19 protein-coding genes and 1 tRNA gene are annotated in these 19935 nt (G+C 61.0%); 7 read left to right on the forward strand and 13 right to left on the reverse strand.

The annotated features are described in order from the left end of the window. Positions 1-32: 32 nt before the first annotated feature. The 6 genes from acpS to rpoZ all read right to left on the reverse strand — a co-directional run bounded on the left by acpS (position 33) and on the right by rpoZ (position 5181). A complete protein-coding gene (gene acpS, locus NKJ40_RS18255; protein ID WP_352467214.1) occupies positions 33-446 on the reverse strand; it encodes a holo-ACP synthase in 414 nt (137 codons plus the stop codon). Next, positions 443-1024, reverse strand: a complete 582-nt coding sequence (locus NKJ40_RS18260; protein WP_023677769.1) for a DUF2062 domain-containing protein — start codon at positions 1022-1024, stop codon at positions 443-445. Before NKJ40_RS18260 ends, acpS begins: the two co-directional genes overlap by 4 nt. A 233-nt stretch (positions 1025-1257) precedes the next feature. After that, entirely contained in the window at positions 1258-1668 is a 411-nt protein-coding gene (locus NKJ40_RS18265) for a VOC family protein (protein ID WP_352467215.1), read from the reverse strand. A gap of 42 nt (positions 1669-1710) precedes the next feature. Next, positions 1711-2289, reverse strand: coding sequence for an orotate phosphoribosyltransferase (gene pyrE, locus NKJ40_RS18270; RefSeq protein ID WP_352467216.1), 579 nt, complete (start codon positions 2287-2289; stop codon positions 1711-1713). A 151-nt stretch (positions 2290-2440) separates the two neighbouring features. Then, the gene (locus tag NKJ40_RS18275) at positions 2441-4669 is read right to left on the reverse strand and encodes a RelA/SpoT family protein (RefSeq protein ID WP_352467217.1); all 2229 of its coding nucleotides are present in this window, start codon (positions 4667-4669) and stop codon (positions 2441-2443) included. A 110-nt stretch (positions 4670-4779) separates the two neighbouring features. Next, entirely contained in the window at positions 4780-5181 is a 402-nt protein-coding gene (rpoZ, locus tag NKJ40_RS18280) for a DNA-directed RNA polymerase subunit omega (protein WP_023719890.1), read from the reverse strand. A 279-nt stretch (positions 5182-5460) separates the two neighbouring features. Between rpoZ and NKJ40_RS18285 the strand changes: the two genes are divergently transcribed. Further along, positions 5461-6042, forward strand: a complete 582-nt coding sequence (locus NKJ40_RS18285; RefSeq protein WP_292657898.1) for a LabA-like NYN domain-containing protein — start codon at positions 5461-5463, stop codon at positions 6040-6042. Continuing rightward, positions 6039-6716 carry a uracil-DNA glycosylase gene (locus NKJ40_RS18290; protein WP_352467218.1) on the forward strand — a complete coding sequence of 226 codons (678 nt, stop codon included), beginning with the start codon at positions 6039-6041 and terminating at the stop codon, positions 6714-6716. Before NKJ40_RS18285 ends, NKJ40_RS18290 begins: the two co-directional genes overlap by 4 nt. Before the next feature lie 26 nt (positions 6717-6742). On the opposite strand, the gene NKJ40_RS18295 is transcribed toward NKJ40_RS18290, so the two are convergent. The 4 genes from NKJ40_RS18295 to dapA all read right to left on the reverse strand — a co-directional run bounded on the left by NKJ40_RS18295 (position 6743) and on the right by dapA (position 9595). Beyond that, on the reverse strand, positions 6743-7264 hold the full coding sequence (locus NKJ40_RS18295) for a hypothetical protein (protein ID WP_352467219.1): 522 nt from the start codon (positions 7262-7264) through the stop codon (positions 6743-6745). A gap of 109 nt (positions 7265-7373) precedes the next feature. Next, positions 7374-8102, reverse strand: a complete 729-nt coding sequence (locus NKJ40_RS18300) for a GH25 family lysozyme (protein WP_352467220.1) — start codon at positions 8100-8102, stop codon at positions 7374-7376. A gap of 106 nt (positions 8103-8208) precedes the next feature. Beyond that, positions 8209-8688: an SsrA-binding protein SmpB gene (smpB, locus tag NKJ40_RS18305; RefSeq protein WP_023768487.1), complete on the reverse strand. Its 480-nt coding sequence runs from the start codon at positions 8686-8688 to the stop codon at positions 8209-8211. Between the two features lie 25 nt (positions 8689-8713). After that, the gene (gene dapA, locus NKJ40_RS18310) at positions 8714-9595 is read right to left on the reverse strand and encodes a 4-hydroxy-tetrahydrodipicolinate synthase (protein ID WP_352467221.1); all 882 of its coding nucleotides are present in this window, start codon (positions 9593-9595) and stop codon (positions 8714-8716) included. A 327-nt stretch (positions 9596-9922) separates the two neighbouring features. Between dapA and NKJ40_RS18315 the strand changes: the two genes are divergently transcribed. Both NKJ40_RS18315 and NKJ40_RS18320 read left to right on the forward strand, forming a co-directional pair. After that, positions 9923-11956 carry a lytic transglycosylase domain-containing protein gene (locus NKJ40_RS18315; RefSeq protein WP_352467246.1) on the forward strand — a complete coding sequence of 678 codons (2034 nt, stop codon included), beginning with the start codon at positions 9923-9925 and terminating at the stop codon, positions 11954-11956. Positions 11957-12192: 236 nt separating this feature from the next. Then, on the forward strand, positions 12193-13086 hold the full coding sequence (locus NKJ40_RS18320; RefSeq protein ID WP_352467222.1) for an alpha/beta fold hydrolase: 894 nt from the start codon (positions 12193-12195) through the stop codon (positions 13084-13086). Positions 13087-13403: 317 nt separating this feature from the next. On the opposite strand, the gene NKJ40_RS18325 is transcribed toward NKJ40_RS18320, so the two are convergent. Next, positions 13404-14462, reverse strand: a complete 1059-nt coding sequence (locus tag NKJ40_RS18325) for a tyrosine-type recombinase/integrase (RefSeq protein WP_502903729.1) — start codon at positions 14460-14462, stop codon at positions 13404-13406. Between the two features lie 236 nt (positions 14463-14698). Next, complete coding sequence (locus NKJ40_RS18330) at positions 14699-15880, reverse strand: porin (RefSeq protein WP_352467223.1); 1182 nt, start codon at positions 15878-15880, stop codon at positions 14699-14701. A 448-nt stretch (positions 15881-16328) separates the two neighbouring features. On the opposite strand from NKJ40_RS18330, the gene NKJ40_RS18335 reads away from it, so the two are divergent. The 3 genes from NKJ40_RS18335 to NKJ40_RS18345 all read left to right on the forward strand — a co-directional run bounded on the left by NKJ40_RS18335 (position 16329) and on the right by NKJ40_RS18345 (position 18015). Continuing rightward, positions 16329-16419, forward strand: a tRNA-Ser gene (locus NKJ40_RS18335). 94 nt (positions 16420-16513) lie between these two features. Further along, entirely contained in the window at positions 16514-16765 is a 252-nt protein-coding gene (locus tag NKJ40_RS18340; RefSeq protein ID WP_023721031.1) for a GIY-YIG nuclease family protein, read from the forward strand. A 98-nt stretch (positions 16766-16863) separates the two neighbouring features. Then, positions 16864-18015, forward strand: a complete 1152-nt coding sequence (locus NKJ40_RS18345; protein WP_352467224.1) for a porin — start codon at positions 16864-16866, stop codon at positions 18013-18015. Between the two features lie 257 nt (positions 18016-18272). Here the strand turns inward: NKJ40_RS18345 and NKJ40_RS18350 are convergent, their stop codons facing one another. Then, on the reverse strand, positions 18273-19925 hold the full coding sequence (locus NKJ40_RS18350) for a tetratricopeptide repeat-containing sulfotransferase family protein (RefSeq protein WP_352467225.1): 1653 nt from the start codon (positions 19923-19925) through the stop codon (positions 18273-18275). Between the last annotated feature and the right edge of the window lie 10 nt (positions 19926-19935).

The following is a 19935-nucleotide window of genomic DNA, read 5'->3' on the forward strand; positions in this document are numbered from 1 at the left end:
CTGGGCAACGTCATGCCGGTGGTCAGATGCAATCAATGTGGCGCTTCTTCGACCGGCAACGCTTCAATGATCACAAAGGCTTGAGCGAGCGGAAAATCATCGGTGATGGTGAGATGGATCACGGCGCGGTGCCCTTCAGGCAGGATTTCGTCCAGCCGCGCTGCCGCCCCGTTTGTCAGCGCCATGGTCGGCTTGCCGCTGGCCAGGTTGACGACCCCCATGTCACGCCAGAACACACCCTGCGCCATACCGGTGCCCAATGCCTTGGCGCAGGCTTCCTTGGCAGCGAAACGCTTGGCGTAGGAGGCCGCACGCGCCGCGCGGTTTTCGGAGCGCGCCTGTTCGATCTCGGTGTAGATGCGTTGGATGAAGCGCTGGCCATGACGTTCCAGCGACTTCTCGATGCGTCTGATGTCGATGAGGTCGCTGCCGATCCCGATAATCATTCGGCGGGAACTTCCGGCCCGGTTTTTCCAGCCTTTGCGGCTCTTTCGGCCAGACGCTTGCGGCGCTGCTCGTGGAAAGTGACCATGCCCCAGCGGGTGATGCCGTAAAACAGCAGGCCGAAAACCAGGCCGAGCGGTATTGCGCCGATTGTCATCGGCTTCAGCACCGGTCCCCACAACTGCGCAAAGGAAAGATTATGCAGCATGTCGCCAAGATGGGCGGGCGGGCCATGCGCCGGCAGGTGTTCATGCAGGATCAGCTTGCCGACCTCCCAGGAGGCGGCCCATAGCAGCGGAAAGGTCAGGGGGTTGCCGAACACCGTGCCAAGTGCTGCCGCGACCAGATTGCCGGCGATCAGCCAGCACAGGATGGCGGCAATGATGAAGTGGAAGCCAAGCGGGAAAAACGACGCGAATACGCCCGCCGCAACACCGGCGGCCACGGCGTGCGGCGTGGCCCTAAGCCGCAGGATGCGCTTGGAGAAATACCGCAGCGAGCGCGAGAACGAGCGGCGCGGCCACAAATAAGTACGCACCCGCTCGAAAAAACCATCAGGCTTGCGCCGTCGAAAAAGCACTCTGTTCCTGTTCCTAGTTCCATTAATGGCTTCGCGCCGGCTTTTCCCAGCCGGGGCGCGACAGCCCTATGCTGCGCTCTGCGGTCGCCGAAAAGCAACTACGACTTTGATATAGCGATGCGCTGGCCGAAGAACAACGAGGCCGAGGGCATCCGCTCGGTGGCCGGTCGCGCCAGCCCTGGGTGTCGCCGTTCTGAACAGGGTATGATCGCGGCGAATTTAAGGAGCGCCGCTTAGGGTCGATATTCGCTGACCTCGACGAGGTTGCCATCCGGGTCACGGAAATAGACCGACATCATCGCGCCACGAGCGCCGACACGCTCGACCGGGCCGACCTCTATCACCACGCCATTGGCGGCGAGGCTGGCACATATCTCGGCGAGCGGACGGGCGGCAATCAAGCAGAAATCTCCGGCGCCAGGCGTCGCCGCCTTGGCCTTCGGTTCGAAGGTACGCCCGACCTGATGCACATTGATCTTTTGCGTTCCAAACAGCAGCGCCGTTGGTCGGTCCGGCTCGTCGAGGCGCTCGAAGCCAAGCACGCGCTGATAGAAGGCGCAGGTATCGTCCACCGAACGAACTGTCAGCACGAAATGATCGATGCCGGCAATCACGGCAGCGCCTCTTGACTTGTTTTTATGCATGTCGTTGTCCCAAAACCGCCGCACACTTTTGGGCGACATGCATTAGATGTTGCGGCTGCCGGGCTTGATCGCCGGTATGGCGGCGAGCTCGGGCGGCAGCCTGTCGGCCGGATAGGCCGGAACTTCATATTCCGCAAGCGCGATCAGCGGCACGCCGACATCGGTCTTGCCGGCCGAGCGGTCGATGATGCACGCAGCGGCGACGACTTCAGCGCCAAGTCCGCGCAGGCAGTCGATAGTCTCGCGGATCGACAGGCCGGTGGTGACGATGTCCTCGACAATGACAACGCGCGATCCTTTGGCGATCTCGAAACGGCGCAGCCTGAATTCGCCCCCTTCCCGCTCGACCCAGATCGCCGGCACACCAAGATGCCGCGAGGTCTCATAGGCCGGGATCAGCCCGCCGATCGCGGGGCCGACGACGTAGTCGATCCTGCCGGGCACGCCAGCGCGGATCTTTTCGGCCAGCGCCTTGCACAAGCGCTCGGTCTTGTCGGCATGCATGAAAACGCGCGCCTTCTGCAGGAAGACCGGGCTGCGCAGGCCGGACGTCAGGATGAAATGCCCTTCGAGAACGGCGCCGGCCTCGCGGAAAATGTCCAGCACTTCGTCGGTGTTCATTGTTCGCTCCATGTCCATGGCGAATGGTGAATGGTAGTGAGTAGTGAGTAGTGAGTAGTGAGAGCACCCTCTTTCACTATTCACTATTCACTATTCACTATTCACTATTCACTATTCACTATTCACTATTCACCCATTCACGCGTCGCGATTCACCCATTCACGCGTCGCGCGTCGCTGACGCTCGAATTGTCCTTTAGCTGCGACAGCAGCCGGTTCAAGTGCTTCAGATCCCACACTTCGAGATCGATCAGCATTTCGGTGAAATCGGGCGCGGTGCGCACCATCGACAGAGTGTGGATGTTGGCATCGTTGGATGCGACGACCTGCGCAATGTCGGCCAACGAACCCGGTGCGTTGATGGCGGTGACCGAGACGCGCGCCGGAAACCGCTCCTTGGTGCGCTCGTCAATATCCCAGCGCACATCGATCCAGCGCTCTGGCTGGTCGTCGAAGGCCTGCAGCGCCGGCGACTGGATCGGATAGATGGTGATACCGGTTCCTGGCTGCACGATGCCGACGATGCGGTCGCCAGGCACCGCCCCCTCCGGTGCGAAGCGCACCGGCAGATCGCCGCGCACGCCGCGGATCGGCACCGCATCGTCACGCTGCTGATTCTTGTCCTTGCGTGCGGCGCGGCCCGGAATCTGGAACAGCATGCCGGCGGCGTTGCGGATCTTCGACCAGCCCTCCTCGCGCTGCTTGGGCGCGACCAGCGTGACGCGCTCGTCCTTGTAGTCAGGAAATACCGCCTTCATGACATCGGTGGAGGCAAGTTCGCCACGGCCGACCGAGGCCAGCACATCCTCGATATCCTTGCGCGCCAGCCGGTGCAGCACCGGCTTCAGATTTTCCTTGGTAAAGGTCTTGCCGGACCGTTCGAAGGCGCGCTCCAGAATTCGGATACCGAGACCCGAATATTGCTTGCGGATAGCGTTCTTGGTGGCGCGGCGGATGGCCGAGCGCGCCTTGCCGGTAACGACCACCGATTCCCACGCCGCCGGCGGCACCTGCGCCTTCGAGCGGATGATCTCGACCTCGTCACCGTTCTTCAGCTCCGTCATCAGCGGCATGATGCGGCCATTGACCTTGGCGCCGACGCAAGTGTCGCCGACATCGGTGTGGACGGCATAGGCAAAGTCGATCGGCGTGGCGCCGCGCGGCAGCGCGATCAGCATGCCCTTCGGCGTGAAGCAGAATACCTGGTCCTGGAACAGTTCCAGCTTGGTGTTTTCGAGGAAGTCCTCGGGATTGTCGCCTTCGGCAAGCTGCTCGATGGTGCGCCGCAGCCACGCATAGGCATTGGTTTCCTTCGAGATCGCATGGGCGGCACCATTCATCTTGCCGCCGGTATCCTTATAGATGGAATGAGCGGCGACGCCGTATTCGGCGATCTTGTTCATCTGGTAGGTACGGATCTGCAATTCGACGCGCTGGCGCGACGGGCCGACGATAGTGGTGTGGATCGAGCGGTAGTCGTTCTGCTTCGGCGTCGAAATGTAGTCTTTGAAGCGGCCGGGCACCATCGACCAGGTGGTGTGAATGGCGCCGAGCGCGCGATAGCAGTCCTCGACCGTCTCGACAACGACGCGGAAGCCGAAAATGTCGGACAGCTGCTCGAACGACAGCGCCTTGGCTTCCATCTTACGGAATACCGACCACGGCTTCTTCTGCCGGCTCTTGACCTCGGCCTTGATCGAATATTTGTCGAACAGCGTGGACAGCGCCTTCTCGATCTCGGACAGCACGCCCTTGTTGCGCTCGAAAATTTCGGCGAGCCGTGCGGTAACGGCGCGGTAGGCTTCGGGATTGATGAAGCGGAAGGCGATCTCCTCCAGCTCCTCGCGCATGCCTTGCATGCCCATGCGGCCGGCCAGCGGCGCGTAGATGTCCATCGTCTCTTCGGCAATGCGCAGGCGCTTGGCTTCCGGCACATGGTCGAGGGTGCGCATATTGTGCAGGCGGTCGGCGAGCTTGACCAGAAGCACGCGCACGTCTTCCGAGATCGCCAGCAACAGCTTGCGCAGGTTCTCCGCCTGCTCGGCCTTCTTCGAGACGAGGTCGAGCTTCTTCAGCTTGGTCAGGCCTTCGACCAGCTTGCCCATTTCCGGGCCGAACAATTCGTCGATCTCGGCTCTGGTCGCCGTGGTGTCCTCGATCGTGTCGTGCAGCAAGGCAACGGCGATCGTCGCCTCGTCCATGTGCATTTCGGTGAGGATGGCGGCGACTTCGAGCGGATGCGAGAAATAGGGATCGCCGGAAGCGCGCTTCTGGTGGCCATGCTTCTGCATGGCGTAGACATAGGCCTTGTTGAGCAGCGCCTCGTTGACGTCAGGCTTGTAGCGCTGGACGCGCTCGACAAGCTCATACTGACGCATCATGGCGGGATCTCGCAATGCTGAAATGAATCATGCGCCGCACTGGCGTACGGCGCATGTCATAGATAGCCACGAAACTGCCGACGCGAAAGTGTCGGCAGTTATTGCTAAGATCAATAATCGTCGCTTTTTTCTGGCGGTACCAGACCTTCGATGCCGGCCAACAGGTCTTCTTCGGTCATGCGATCGAAGGTGACGTTGTCCTCGGCGTCGTCGGCATCGGTGGCCGCAACGGCACTGCCGGTCTGGTCGGCAATCGCCTCGCCGTCGGCTTCCGGCTCGTCGACCTCGACATGCTTCTGCAGCGAATGGATGAGATCTTCCTTGAGGTCGTCCGGCGACAGCGTCTCGTCGGCGATTTCGCGGAGCGCAACGACCGGATTCTTGTCGTTGTCGCGCGGTACGGTGATCTGCGCGCCCTGGCTGATTTGACGGGCGCGGTGGCCGGCCAGGAGCACCAGCTCGAAGCGGTTGTCGACCTTGTCGATGCAATCTTCAACGGTTACGCGGGCCATGAGTTGCCCCTTTCATGCCTGGATTTGATGGAAAACAGGCGCGGTCCATAACCCGAACGCCGCCAAAATACAAGCTTTTATGGCGGTGCGCAGCTCTGACGCGGGCCGCCTGCGACGACGCAGCGCCGATCACAATTGCTTGCGGTGCCGCATGGTGCCTTGGAGTGCCGTAAAACTGGCGTTATCTCGAACGATGAAGGCCAACAGGTCTATTATCAGACCGGCCGATAGTCGCCACGCATTTAGACGACCGCTTATTTCGAAAAAGGACATTTTTCCATGTTCGATCCTCGTGAAAAAATCGCTCTCTTTATCGACGGCGCAAATCTCTACGCCACCTCGCGCGCGCTGGGCTTTGACATCGACTACCGCAAACTTTTGTCGAGCTTCCAGAAACGCGGCTATCTGCTGCGCGCCTATTACTACACCGCGCTGGTCGAGGATCAGGAATACTCCTCGATACGGCCGCTGATCGACTGGCTCGATTATAACGGCTTCAAGGTGGTGACCAAGCCGGCCAAGGAATTCACCGACTCGACCGGCCGGCGCAAGATCAAGGGCAATATGGATATCGAGCTGACCGTCGATGCGCTGGAGCTTGCCGACGTCGTCGACCATTATGTCATCTTCTCAGGCGACGGCGATTTCCGTACGCTGGTCGAGGCGCTGCAGCGGCGCGGGCGCAAGGTGTCGATCGTCTCGACCATGGCTTCGCAGCCGCCGATGATCTCCGACGATCTGCGCCGCCAGGCCGACCATTTCATCGACTTGATGACGCTCAAGAATGAAGTCGGCCGCGATCCGTCGGAGCGGCCGGTGCGCCGGCCCGAGCCGGCCGAAGTCGACGAGGAAGACTATTGACGGTCGTTGCCTTGACCGCGCCCCTGGTCGTCTCCCCCGAACCCGATCGCGATTGCCCGCTCTGTCCGCGGCTGCACGACTTCATTGCCGAGTGGCGGCGGCGCGAGCCGTCCTGGTTCAACGCGCCGGTGCCGACTTTTTTGCCGCCGGAAGGCGAGGATGCGGTACGCTTGCTGATCGTCGGGCTGGCGCCTGGCCTGCGCGGCGCGAACCGGACGGGGCGCCCCTTCACCGGCGATTTTGCCGGCGACCTGCTCTACAACACGCTGATCGCGCACGGCTTTGCGCGCGGCGAATTCAAAGCGCGACCAGATGACGGGCTGGAGCTTGTCGGTACGGCGATTACCAATGCGGTGCGCTGCGTGCCGCCGGAGAACAAGCCGGTTGGCGCCGAGATAGCGACCTGCCGGACGTTCCTGGTGCCGACGATCGCCCGGTTTTCAAACCTGCGCGCCGTGCTGGCGCTGGGCTCGATCGCGCACCAGTCGACCGTGCGGGCGCTCGGCCAGCGCGTCGCCGCCTATCCGTTCCGGCATGGTGGGCAGCAGCAACCCAATGGCATCACGCTGTTTTCCAGCTATCATTGCTCGCGCTACAACACCAATACCGGCGTGCTGACGGAAGCGATGTTCGTTAATATCTTCAGTCAGATAGAAGCTTTTCTGAAGACATAGAGTCGGACGAGGCCCGCCGGCAAGCCCTAGATTCGGGCAATCGCGAACAACCAGGCCAGGAGATCCAGCAACCACAGAAACAGTGCGAGCTGCAGCGCGACGCGCAGGCGTTGGATGATCCGCCAATTGCTGGCCATGTCGGATTTGATGCGCAGCGCAAGCGCTCGGTGCATCCCGTCCATGGTTGCGGGAGGGTGCTGATCGACGAAGTCCTGGATCAGCGTCCCTGGATCGAAACGGAACGTATAGTTATAATACGGCCACACCATAATCGCGACCAGCAGCCCGATAAGAAAAAGCAATGTCAGCGCCAGCCAGTCCCAAGGCCCCACGCCATCCAGGAGCGCCCTGCCTCCAAGGAGAGAACTCGCGAACGCGGTTGCGAAGATCAGATTGCCGGCGCGCGTATTGAGACTTTCAACCACGCCCTGCTGGTGCTGGAGACCACGCACCGCCTCCGCGTAGACAAATGCCAGGCGGGGGTCGCCGCCGCCCGTCGCGGCAGGCGGGGCGTTGCTGTCATTGGTTGATAAAGGGCGCTCCGGCATCAAATGCCCTTAGCACGGTGCCGCCTGCGATATGAATAGCTACATTTGCGAAGGCTTCGTCGTTCTGTCTTCGTGCCATTGAGCGTGTTTTTGGTGGACAAGAATAGCGTCAATCCGACGACATCTCTTCAGGCGCTGCGGCAAACAAGGCGGCCAGCGTCGCCGGGCCGCCCTGGAGAACGTTCAGGTCGACGTCGCCGCTGATGCCGTCGACGCGGCCCCTGTTGTGGTACTGCCAGTAGATCCAGTCGTCATGGCCCGGCCGCAGCGCCAGCGAACGCAGCCAGCGCGGCCGGCCGGCTACCTGCCCGGCATAGGCTTGCGCCGCCTCGTCGGTCACATAGAGGATCGCCGTCTTACCGAACGCTGCTTCGACCGGGCCGAGGAAGGCGGAGAGTTCGGCGCTCAGCTGTTCGGGGGTTGGCCGCTGCGGGCAATTGCCGCCGAACTCGATGTCTACCACGGGCGGCAGCAAAGGCTGATCGCGCGGCACCACCGAGATGAAGTTGCGTGCCTGATCGCCACCCGGCCTGCAGAAGGTGAAGAAATGATAGGCACCGACGGCAAGGCCGGCGGCGCGGGCCGCACGCAAATTGGCGGCGAAGGCATCGTCGACATGGTCGCCGCCTTCCGTTGCCTTGATCACGGCGAAGGCGACATCGTCGGCGGCAACACGCCGCCAGTCGATCTGCCGCTGATGATGGGAAACGTCGATGCCCCTGACCGGATATTTGCCGCGGTCCGGAGAAAACGTCTGGAAGTAGGTATAGCCGCCGGCCAGAACGAGGCCCGCCGTGAGCAGACCGGCCGCGCCCCACAAGACAATCCGGTTTTTCAACAGAGACCTATCGCTATTGGTCCGCCCTGCCCGCCGCTATGGCTCCGGACGTTCGTCGCTCGAAAAGCCAAATCATTGGCTTTTCGTCCGCTTCGCGGACTGCTCCTCACCCTCGCTCCTTCAGCAGCCGGCCCTTCTCGCGCGACCAGTCGCGCTGCTTTTCGGTCTCGCGCTTGTCGTGCAGTTTCTTGCCGCGGCCAACGGCGAGCAGCAGCTTGGCACGGCCCTGGTCGTTGAAGTAGATCTTCAGCGGCACCAGCGTCATGCCTTCGCGGTCGACGCTTTGCGCCAGCTTGGCCATCTCGCGCTTGTTGAGCAGCAGTTTGCGGCGGCGGCGTGGCTCGTGGTTGAAGCGGTTGGCCTGCAGATACTCCGGCAAATAGGAGTTGATCAGCCAGATCTCGCCACCCTCGACCGAGGCATAGCTGTCCTGGATGTTGGCCTGGCCCTGGCGCAGCGATTTCACTTCGGTGCCGGTCAGCACCAGGCCGGCCTCGATCGTGTCGAGCACCTCATAGGAAAACCGCGCCTTGCGGTTTTCCGCAACGGTCTTGTTGTTGGGATCGGCTTTTCTGACTTGATTCATGATGCGGAGAGGTGGCGCCTCATCCCTAGTTTATCAAGCCGGCGTGCTTCATCGCCGCGTCGATCTTCTCGGCAGTCGACGGCTCGACCGTCACTAGCGGCGAGCGCAGCACGTTCTCGACCTTGCCCAGCTTCGACAGCGCATATTTCGCGCCGGAAACGCCGGGCTCCATGAAAATCGCCTTGTGCAGCGGCAACAGACGGTCCTGCAGGTCGAGCGCCTTGGCGCTGTCGCCGGAAAGCGTTGCCTCCTGGAATTCAGCGCAAAGCCTGGGCGCGACATTTGCCGTCACCGAGATGCAGCCGACGCCGCCATGCGCGTTGAAGCCGAGCGCCGAGGCGTCTTCGCCGGAGAGCTGGATGAAATCCTTGCCGCAGGTGGCGCGCTGCTCCGAAACCCGCTCGACCTTCCCGGTGGCATCCTTGACGCCGACGATGTTCTTGAAGTCGTGCACCAATTGGCCCATCGTCTCCGGGCTCATGTCGATCACCGAGCGGGGCGGAATGTTGTAGATGATGATCGGCAGGCTGGTCGCCTTGGCGACGGCGGCGAAATGCGCATAGAGGCCGCGCTGCGTCGGCTTGTTGTAATAGGGCGTGACGACAAGGGCCGCGTCGGCGCCCGCCTTTTCGGCGTACTGGACCAGACCGACCGCCTCTTCGGTGTTGTTGGAGCCGGCGCCGGCGACGACCGGAACCCGGCCCTTGGCGACCTCGATGCAGACCTTGACGACCTGGCGGTGCTCGTCATGCGACAGCGTCGGCGACTCGCCGGTGGTGCCGACCGGGACCATGCCCGTCGTGCCTTCGGCGATCTGCCAGGCGATAAACGCGCGAAAGGCTTTCTCGTCGAAACGGCCGCTCTTTTCGAACGGTGTAACGAGCGCGGTCAGCGAGCCTCTCAGCATGTCGTCCAACTCCTTGGGACTAGCGCATGACCCCGAAAATCGCAGTCGATTTTCGGAAAGGATCATGAGCCAAATTTAAATTGCTACAGCGTCCTTTGCGCGTCTGAGAAGACGCGCGGCGCTGTAGGTGTTTGTCGTGCGCGCCTTCTAGCCGAAAGCGAAGCGGCGCACCATAGTCTCGACATTGTTGCGCGGCAAGCATTGCGCCGGCAATTGCAATTCGAACGACCTCGATGGGGTTTTCTTTACGGGCCCTTCATCACAGACGAATAGGCTTCAATTCATCTGTGCCTGTTGTAGCGTCGAAGAACGGGGATGACCAAATCCATGCCGATCACGCGGCCTCATCTTTTCGCGCTTATCGGCGCGATCGTCGCGCTGATTCCCGGCGCCGCGATCGGCAGCAGCGTCGATGTGCAGGTCACGTCGGCGATTCCGATGACCGAGCCGCAGAACGATGCGCTGCAGCAGTCGCCGTCCGCCAGCGCCGCGGCGCTGAAGAGCGGTCTCGATGCGCTGGCGGCAAACGACATTCAGCGCGCGCGCCAGGTGCGCGAGGCGCTGCCGGCAAAATCGCTCGATCGGCACATCCTTGCCTGGGCGATTGCGCTCTATGGCGGCGACCAGGTGCCGAGCGGCGACATCGCCGACGCCGCAAAGATGCTGCCGAACTGGCCGGGCACGATCGCCTTGCGCAAGAACAGCGAGCGCGCGCTCTACCGCGAGAACCCCGCGCCACAGGTGGTGGTGCGGGCGTTCGATGGCAGCCAGCCGCTGACCTTTGAGGGCGTGGTGATCCTAGCCCGTTCCTATCTAGCGCTGGGCGATACCAAAGCGGCGCGCTCGGTGCTGTCGCCATTCTGGCGCACCGAAAAGCTCGAAGCCAGGGACGAGGCGACGGTCATCCGCGAGTTCGGCGCGCTGATCCCGGCCGCCGACCATCGCTTCCGCATGGAGCGCATGTTCTATGCCGACCGGGTCGCATCGGCGCTGCGCGTCGCCGGTCTCGCGGGCGCCCAGCAATTGGCCGATGCCTGGGCGGCAGTCACCAAAGGCGACAAGAACGCGGCCAAGCTGCTGAAGGCGGTGCCGGCAGCGCAGCGGGCGGCCGGCTATCTCTTTGCCGAAGCCGAATATCTGCGCAAGCAGCAGAAATTTTCCGACGCCGCCGCGCTGGTGATGAAAGCGCCGGGCGACCGTGACGCGCTGGTCGATCCGGATGCCTGGTGGGTCGAGCGCCGGGTGCTGTCGCGCGAGTTGGTCGACCAGGGCGACATGAAGACCGCCTACAGAATAGTCGCTGCGCACGCCGCCGAAAGTCCCGCCAATGCCGCGGAGGCGGAGTTCCATGCCGGCTGGTACGCGCTACGCGGCCTCAACGACCCGAGCACCGCCGCCAAGCATTTTGCGCGAATCGCGGAGCTCGCCCAAGGGCCGATGTCGCTGTCGCGCGCCTATTATTGGCTCGGCCGCGCCGCCGAAGTCGGCGGCCCCGGCAATGCCAAGGATTATTTCAGCCGTGCCGCCGGCTACGGCACGACCTTTTACGGCCAGCTCGCCGGCGAGCGCATCGGCCGGCAGACCCTCAACATCGTCTACCCCCAACCAAGTGCCGCCGATCGCCAGAATTTCGCCACCCGCGAGGCGGTCAGCGCCATCAAGCGGCTGCAGGAGGCTGGCTATGACCGCTACGCCGAAACGCTCTATCGCGACCTTGCCGGGCAGCTGAACAGCCCTGGCGAACTGGCGCTGCTTGCGGTGTTGGCGGAAAGACAGGGCAACCATTTCATGGCGCTGAAGGTCGGCAAGATCGCCGGTGCGCGTGGCATCGACGTCGGCGCGCTGTCGCATCCGCTCGGCGTCATTCCCGACACCGCCAACATCTCCGGCTCGGGCAAGGCGCTGGCCTATGCGATTGCCCGCCAGGAAAGCGAGTTCAACATCGGCGCCGTCTCCAGCGCCGGCGCGCGCGGACTGCTGCAACTAATGCCAGGCACCGCCAAGCAATTGGCGAAGAAGGCCGGCATGACATTTTCTCAGGCCCGGCTGACCACCGATGCCGGCTACAATGCAACGCTGGGCGCCGCCTTTCTCGGCGAGCAGCTCGGCCGTTTCGACGGCTCCTACGTGCTGACCTTCGCCGGCTACAATGCCGGCCCCGCCCGCGCCGCCCAGTGGGTGGCGAAATACGGCGATCCGCGCGGCAAGGACGTCGACGCCGTCGTCGACTGGATCGAGCGGATTCCCTATACGGAAACAAGAAGTTACGTTCAGCGCGTGATGGAGAATTACGAGGTCTACAAGATGCGTATCTCCGGCAAGTACGATATTGTCGGAGACCTGGTGAACGGCCGGGGTTAGCCTTTCCTTCTCCCCTTGTGGGAGAAGGTGGCCGAGCGAAGCTCGGTCGGATGAGGGGTGCTCCAGCTTGGTTCCGACAGCGCTCCGTCCAACACCCCTCAACCGTCTCGGCGCTAACGCGCCGATCCACCTTCTCCCACAACAAGGGGAGAAGGAAGAGCCCCCGATTTGACCGCCCCTGCCCTCGCCTGTAGCAGTCGCAAACGATCCGACAAGCAGCAGGGAATCGAGTGTACATGCCAAACGACGAAGGGTTCTCCGATTTCTTCTACGCCGCGCCGGACGGGCTGTCCCTGCACGCCCGTATCTACGGCGAAGCGAATTCCGGCCATTGGCCAGTCGTTTGCCTGCCCGGCCTGACCCGCAATTGCCGTGATTTTCACGAATTGGCGCTTTATCTGTCGGCGCAGGCGAGGCGCAAAATCGTTGCTTTCGACTATCGCGGGCGTGGGCAGTCCGGCTACGATCCCGATATCGGCCATTACGCTATCGGCATCGAAGCGGGCGATATTCTCGCCGGGCTGGCAGCACTTGGCATCGAAGAGGCTGCCTTCATCGGCACATCGCGCGGCGGACTGATCCTTCATGTGCTCGGGGCGATGCGGCCGGCCGTGCTGAAGGCCATGGTCTTCAACGACATCGGCCCGGTGATCGAGGCGCAAGGTCTCGCCCATATCCGCTCCTATCTCGACCCCGCGCCCAGGCCGAAGACGTACGCGGAGGTGGTCCGCGACCTGCGCAGCACCCATGGCGCGGATTTTTCGGCGCTGACCAATGCGGATTGGGAGCGGATGGCGTCAGCCCTTTACCGCAAGACCGAGGAAGGGTTGTTGCCCGATTTCGATTCGAGATTGGTCGACACGCTGGCCGGCCTGGACCTCTCCTCGCCGCTGCCCGACCTGTGGCCGCAGTTCGACGCGCTGGCGGCGATCCCGTTGCTCGTCATACGCGGCGCCAACTCGAAGCTGCTGTCCGCCGAAACGCTCGAGCAGATGCGGACGCGCCATACCGATATCGAGACGATCACCGCCGACGACCAGGGGCATGCCCCGTTTCTCGAAACCGGCGGGCTGCCGCGCAGGGTCGCTGGCTTTTTCGATCGGGCGGAGCGACGGGGTGGCGGAAAGTAAAGTCGACCGACTGAAGTAATTCACGCGCAGGTTTTGCGTCGATCAAAGCATTCCGACGGCCGTTGACAGTTCGTTGGAATTAGCGGTGAAATAATTTTATCGATGTCGGCGCTGCCCCTCATCCGCCTGCCGGCACCTTCTCCCCGTATAGCGAAGGGGAGAAGGGGCTAGCTGGAACGCTGGCGACTAGCGAAATCTTTCGCGAGGGTACCTTTCTCCCCGTCACTATACGGGGAGAAATGCCCGGCAGGGCAATGAGGGGCAGCGCTAACCTGAAGCAACTGCCCTGAAACCCAATGCCAGATCCACCCAAACCGTCAGGATTTGGCGCTTCTCTTCGCGGGCTTTGGGGCCTTGCTTGCGGCCGGCTCGCTTTTTGGCTCTCGCCTTGCCGGAGGTGGAGAAGACAAAGCGCTTGCACCGCCGCTGTCCGCGCCACTGCACCGCGGAGTCTCCAGCACGGTGACGCAGCCGTCGAGGTCGTTGGTGGCCAGATGCGCGTAGCGCATGGTCATCGACAGCGTCTGGTGGCCGAGCCACATCTGCACGCGCCTGATATCGATGCCGCCCTGGACGAGGCGCGAGGCGCAAGTATGGCGCAATATGTGCGGCACGACCTGATCGTCGGCGCCAAGCCCGACTTCGGCCTTGGCATCGTTCCAGATAGCGCGAAACTGGGCCTGGCTGAGCTTGGTGAACGGGCCTTTGGGCCGGCGGCCCTCGGTGGCCGGCAGCTTGATCACCTCTTTTACCCGCTCGGTCATCGGAATGGTGCGGCTGCGGCCGGATTTGGTGATCCAGAAACTGACGCGGTGCTCCTGGATATCGTTCCAGATCAAGCCCAGCGCTTCGCCGAGGCGGCAGCCGGTGTCGACGAGAAAGACGGAAAGCCGATAAGCGTCCTCGCTACGGCTCTTGATGGCGGCGAAGAGCCGGGCCTCCTCGTCTCTTTCGAGAAAACGAATCCGTCCCGCCCGCTCCTTTTGGCGGCGGAACTCGGGCAGGCTGTGGATATCCCCCATCTTGTGAGCCTTGCGCAGCAGTTTGCTGAGGGCAGCCATCTTCCGGTTGATGGTTGCGTTGCTGTTGCCGCGCTGGCGCAAGGTGCCGATAAGATTGTCGAGGGTGCTTTGGTCAAAGGCGCTGAAACGCTCCCCAAGAAGGATCTCGTCTATTTCGCCGATGAAGGAGCTGACATTGTATTTATGCCGCCCGTCATCCCAAAGTATGTCCCGGTATGCTGAAAAAAGTTCTCCGATCCTGTGCGACTTTACTTCTCGTATCTTATTGTAACTGTATTTTATCTTTGCAGTTTGAGAAGAAAACATCGAAAAATGATCAGAGGTTCCTCCCTCTTGAATCGCATCGTTCGTCATTATTCGCCACACCCCCGAGTGGATAGGCATAGACCTACCTGCTTGGCGGTGCCCTTTCAAGAGTTTTAAGCGTTGCGGCCGATTTCATCCACCGGTGGCGGATCCCAACGACATCGTTCCACAACCCTGTTCAGCTACCGAACCCCTTTTCCTTCTGTTTGCTACCAGTCGCGAAAACAAAACAGCCCGGGCGGTTGAGCGCCCGGGCTGGATTTCACTTGCTTTAGGTCCAGCCCTTAGAACGAGCGCTGGAAGCGGAGGATACCACCGATGGCGTCCTTCTTGTCGCCCGGAATGCCCGTCCAGTTGTATACATAGCCACCGAAGTCGCCGCCGGCCACCTTATGGCTGTTATGAGCATAGTCCACTTCGGCCGTGATCACCAGGCCGGGAACGATTTCGTATTTGATATTGGCCGCGACGCCAGCTTCCTTGGCTTCGTCATACGACGCCTGGAGGTTGAACGAGGTCTTCTCGTTGATGGTGTAGGTACCACCGCCCCAGACTGCCCAGTTGCCGCCCCACTGCTTGTAGAAGTTGCGCGGGAGATTGTCGTCAGAGCCGTAGCCGGCCATCAGGAACAGCGACAGGTTCTGCATCGGCGTCACGTCGAGACGAACCTTGGCAGCCCATTCTTCTATGCTGCTGTCATAGGCAGCAACACCGGTGATCGAACCCCAGCCCTGCGTGTACTTCAGGCCGCCGACAACATACGGAACATAGCTGTCGATAGAGTCGGAGCCAAAGTCGCCACCGAGGAAGCCACTAGTGAAGGTGCCTGAACCGGTTTCCAACGAAGCCACGGCCGAGAAGCCGTTGCCGCCGTCGAAATAGTACTGGACGACATTGGTGTCGAAGCCGCCGTACGGAACGATCGTATCCTGGATGACGTCGCCGGCGTAGCCGATGAACGTGTTGAAGGCCGTTTCGTCCTTACCGACGCGCAGACCACCGAGCTGGATCCAGGCGAAGTTCAGCGAAACGCCCTGGCTGCCAAAGTTAGAAAAGCCATACGCATCATTACCGGATCCCCAGTTGAAGCGGGTTTCGGTGTAGGTCTTCAAGGTGCCCATCTCGGTTTCCTGGCCGGTATAGGTCCTCAGCGTGAAGCGAGCCCGTTTGTAGTAGCCGTCATTTTCATTAAATTCGCCGTTGTCCAGGAAATCCTTGGCGTCGATATATCGATTGCCGTCGAACGAGCCAGCCTGGCCGGCGGAGATATCATAACGGACATAGCCGCCGATGCGCAGGCAGATTTCGGTGCCGGGGATGTAGAAGTAGCCAGCGCCGTAGACGTCGCAGATCTTGACGTATTCAGCGGGTTCCGGCTCGGCGACGACGACGGCGTCGGCGGCGCGCGCACCGGAAACTGCGATCAGTGCCGCAGCGGAGCCGAGAAGCAGGCTCTTGATGTTCATTTTCTGACCTCCAGTCAAAAGTTAAAAAACGGGTCTGGGTATTCTTTGCTGAAGGACAGCGTTCCCTGCCCCATCCCCACTACCGAAAAAGATGCGCACCGCGCCGCTCCTTCAAACCCGACATTACCCATGACACGGCGGCGTTCAACCACGATCGTACCGGCAAAAGGTTTGTGTTGGCGCTATACCCCGGCGTTGTTGCACAAATGACACGATTTGGCCTCACTCCGAAAGCTCCCGTTAACCAACAGCCCTTCGCAAGTCCTTGCAAACAGCGGAATCCGGCGGCGGCCCGCCGAAATTGCGGCCATGACCCGACTCGCCGGCCAGGGAATTGCCGCAGAATCGCCACATGACTGGGCGGCGCTTTGGCGAAGGTCGATTTTTCAAGGATAATAGCGCCAGCTTGTTGATTGTGCCGGCGCTTTTCTTTATCCACCGGCGCAACGGAGAGGTGGCCGAGTGGTCGAAGGCGCTCCCCTGCTAAGGGAGTAGAGGTCAAAAGCTTCTCGTGGGTTCGAATCCCATCCTCTCCGCCACCCTTCGCCCTGCGGGCTTCGGGTGGCAGGCCACCCGAAAACGCATTTTGGGCGTAGGGTGTCGCCCGAAGCTACGAAGTAGCGTAGGGGGACCATGTGGTACGTCTATTTCCTGCAACTTCGTAACGGCGATGTCTACGTCGGGTCGACCAACGACCTTCGGCGCCGTTTCGAATCGCATCGATCAGGCTATGTGACTTCGACCAAGGCCTATCTGCCTGTAACTTTGAAGTCCTACATCGGGGTTGAAACCGAGGCCAACGCACGGCAACTCGAGCGATATTTCAAGACCGGTTCAGGCAAGGCCTTCGCCAGCAAGCGTTTTTGGCGGACAGGGCCTCACTGACGACCTCAGGACTTATCTGTTTGAAATATAGACAAAAAGCAGCCGGATGAGCTGCTTTTTGCCGACCTCCGCCCTCGATTCTGACTGGAGGTCAGAAAATGAACATCAAGAGCCTTCTTCTCGGCTCCGCTGCGGCACTGATCGCAGTTTCCGGTGCGCGCGCCGCCGACGCCGTCGTCGTCGCCGAGCCGGAACCCGCTGAATACGTCAAGATCTGCGACGTCTACGGCGCTGGCTACTTCTACATCCCCGGCACCGAAACCTGCCTGCGCATCGGCGGCTACGTCCGCTATGACATCGGCATCGGTGACGTCGGCTCATTTGACGGTGCAAGGACCACCGATCAGCAGGACGGCGACTCGCAGGATACCTACTACAAGCACGCCCGCTTCACGCTGAAGACCTGGACCGGCCAGGAAACCGAGCTCGGCACCTTGAAGACCTACACCGAGACCCGCTTCAACTGGGGTAACCACAATGATTACCTTGATGACAACTTCAATGGCGGTACGAGCGTTTCGCTGAACTTTGCCTGGGTCCAGCTCGGTGGTCTGCGCGTCGGTAAGGACGAATCGGCCTTCGACACGTTCATCGGCTACGCCGGCAACGTCATCCAGGATACGCTGGTCCCCTACGGCGGCTTCGACACCAACGTCGTCCAGTACTACTTCGATGCCGGAAACGGCTTCTCGGCCGTGGCTTCGTTGGAAACCGGTTCGGGCAGCGCCGCTGCGGATCCTGGCATTTTCCAAGACAGCAACAGCGGTAATGATTCCATCGACAGCTATGTCCCGTATGTCGTCGGCGGTATCAAATACACGCAGGGCTGGGGCTCGATCACCGGTGTTGCCGCCTATGACAGCACGTGGGAAGAGTGGGCAGGTAAGGTTCGCGTCGACGTTACGCCGATTCAGAACCTGACACTGTTCCTCATGGCCGGTTACGGTTCCGACGACAACATCGACCGCAACTTCTACAAGCAGTGGGGCGGCAACTGGGCAGTCTGGGGCGGCGGTACCTACACCATCAACGAGAAGACCTCGTTCAACCTCCAGGCGTCGGTTGACGACGACAAGAACTACGGCGTCGCCGCGAACGTCGCCTACGATATCGTTCCGGGCTTCACGATCACTGCCGAAGTCGATTGGGCCCACGACGGTCAGTTTGATAAAGCCTACGATCGCAACTGGACTAATGCCGACGACAAGGACAGCATTGGCGGCATGCTCCGCTTCCAGCGCTCATTCTAACAGTCCGAGCCAGATTGAGATTAAACCCGGCGGGCGACCGCCGGGTTTTTCGTATCGGGCGACGCAGCTATCAACGCTCGATAGATCATGCAGGCTGCTGCTGAGCAGCCGCAGGGCTGGTCGAATGCAACGCTCGCTCCGCACGCTTGTTCGTGCAAAGAAAAACTTGGGCCGATCTGAAGGGCTGGCCTATCGAATCAATGTATCTCGACAGCAAGTCACGATCGACCTCGGCCGATCGAGCGCATCCTACTTGTTCAAAGTTCGGCCAGATCGCCCAAGGCATCAATCAGCGGTTGAATTGTGCTCTCGTACTTTTTCCAGCGTTTGACGGATGAACTATAGATCGGCTGCCGGACCTGCCAGCGGCTGAGGGTATTGACCGACCCGCTCCTCTCGAAAAAGCGCAGGCAGGAATCGTCCCAAGGCAAGCCGAGATGATCGATGAGACGGCGCGATTGGGCCTCCTGATCGGCAATCAGCGTCTCGTAGCGGTTTTCGAAAATACGTCCGGGAAAGACTTTATTCCAATGCCGCATCAAGCGATCATATTCGCGGTAGTATAGGCCGAGTGTCTCAAGGTCGGCGTTGTAGCCGTGCTCCTTGGTGAAATGCAAGACGAAGCACGAGACGCAATTGTCAATGGCATCGCGGCGGCAATGAATGATGCGCGCGTTGGGAAAGAGAACTCCGATTAAGCCGACAAGCTCGAAGTTGTGAGGCCTCTTGTCGACGACGCGGAGCGCGCCAGGCGCGTGTTGACGCAGATAGGACAGGTATTCTTCGGCCAGCGCCCTCGACTGATTCCTCGTCATCGACATGATCGAACTGCGCAAGGCCTCATCAGACTCTGTCCTGAAGCCCATCGAGGTCGCAATTCGCCGTAGCTTCGAAAGCTCCCCGGCGCCATGAACATCCGGATGGCTCGCACAGATCTGCTCGGTGAGCGTCGTCCCCGACCGGGGCATGCCCAGCACAAACACAGGCATCTCGGACGGACTGCCGTGGCCAGCCTTGGCTTCCAATAGTGACGGGCTGAATATCTCGATCATGGAATCGACACTTCGGCGGTAGTACTCCAGGTCAAAATCGTGACCAGCGGCCTTTTTCGCCCTCTTGAAGTGATCCATCGCCTCTTCATAGCGCTGAAGATCGTTCAGCACTTTGCCTGCGGCGTGATGGAGCTGCGATGCAGCAACCGGTTCGAGCCTGGGATTGGACAGTTCGCGCAGGATAGAGTCGAGCTCGGCAGGTTTTTCGGTGAACTTTTGCGTGTCGACCAGGTAGTTGTAGGCTGCCCCAACATCGACGCGACGTTCTATTGCCTGATTGAGATAGGCTCTGGCTTCGTCCATGCGACCGAGGCTGGTGAGCGCACCAGCCAGACCAATCCGGACCATGGGGTGGTCGCCGTTGATCGTTAGCGCCTTCTCGTAAAGGGGCAAAGCCATCTCGGCCTTGTCGAAGTTGACGTAGGCACGCGCCAGTCCGCAAAGCGCTTCCACCAGATCGGGCTTCAATTCGCAGGCATGCTGCAGGTGCTTGATCGCAAGCAAGCTGTCGCCGACCTTCAGACAGGCCTCTCCCAGGCTGAGGTGGAAATATGGGTTTTGAGGCGCCTGGCTTACTGCCCGCGCGAAATATTTAAGAGCCAACTCGTCGTCGATACCGAGCCCCAACGTACCGAGGATGTATAGCGAAAGGGGATGGTTGGGCGTGCGCGCGAGAACGCGATGGCATAATTCCTCGGCCTCCGGGAGCCGCTTGGCTTGCTGGAGTTCGAGGGCCTGTCTCAGCAGCGCATCGTCAGCTTGCGCGCGCGACGGCGGTTTCACTTTCGGCGGTTGCACGTTCGACGCCGAACGGGACTTTATATGCTTGGACCAAGCAGGCGGCAGTCGGTTACTCATCATGTCTCGC

Source organism: Mesorhizobium sp. M0119 (genome assembly GCF_040322615.1).
Classification (GTDB): Bacteria; Pseudomonadota; Alphaproteobacteria; order Rhizobiales; family Rhizobiaceae; genus Mesorhizobium.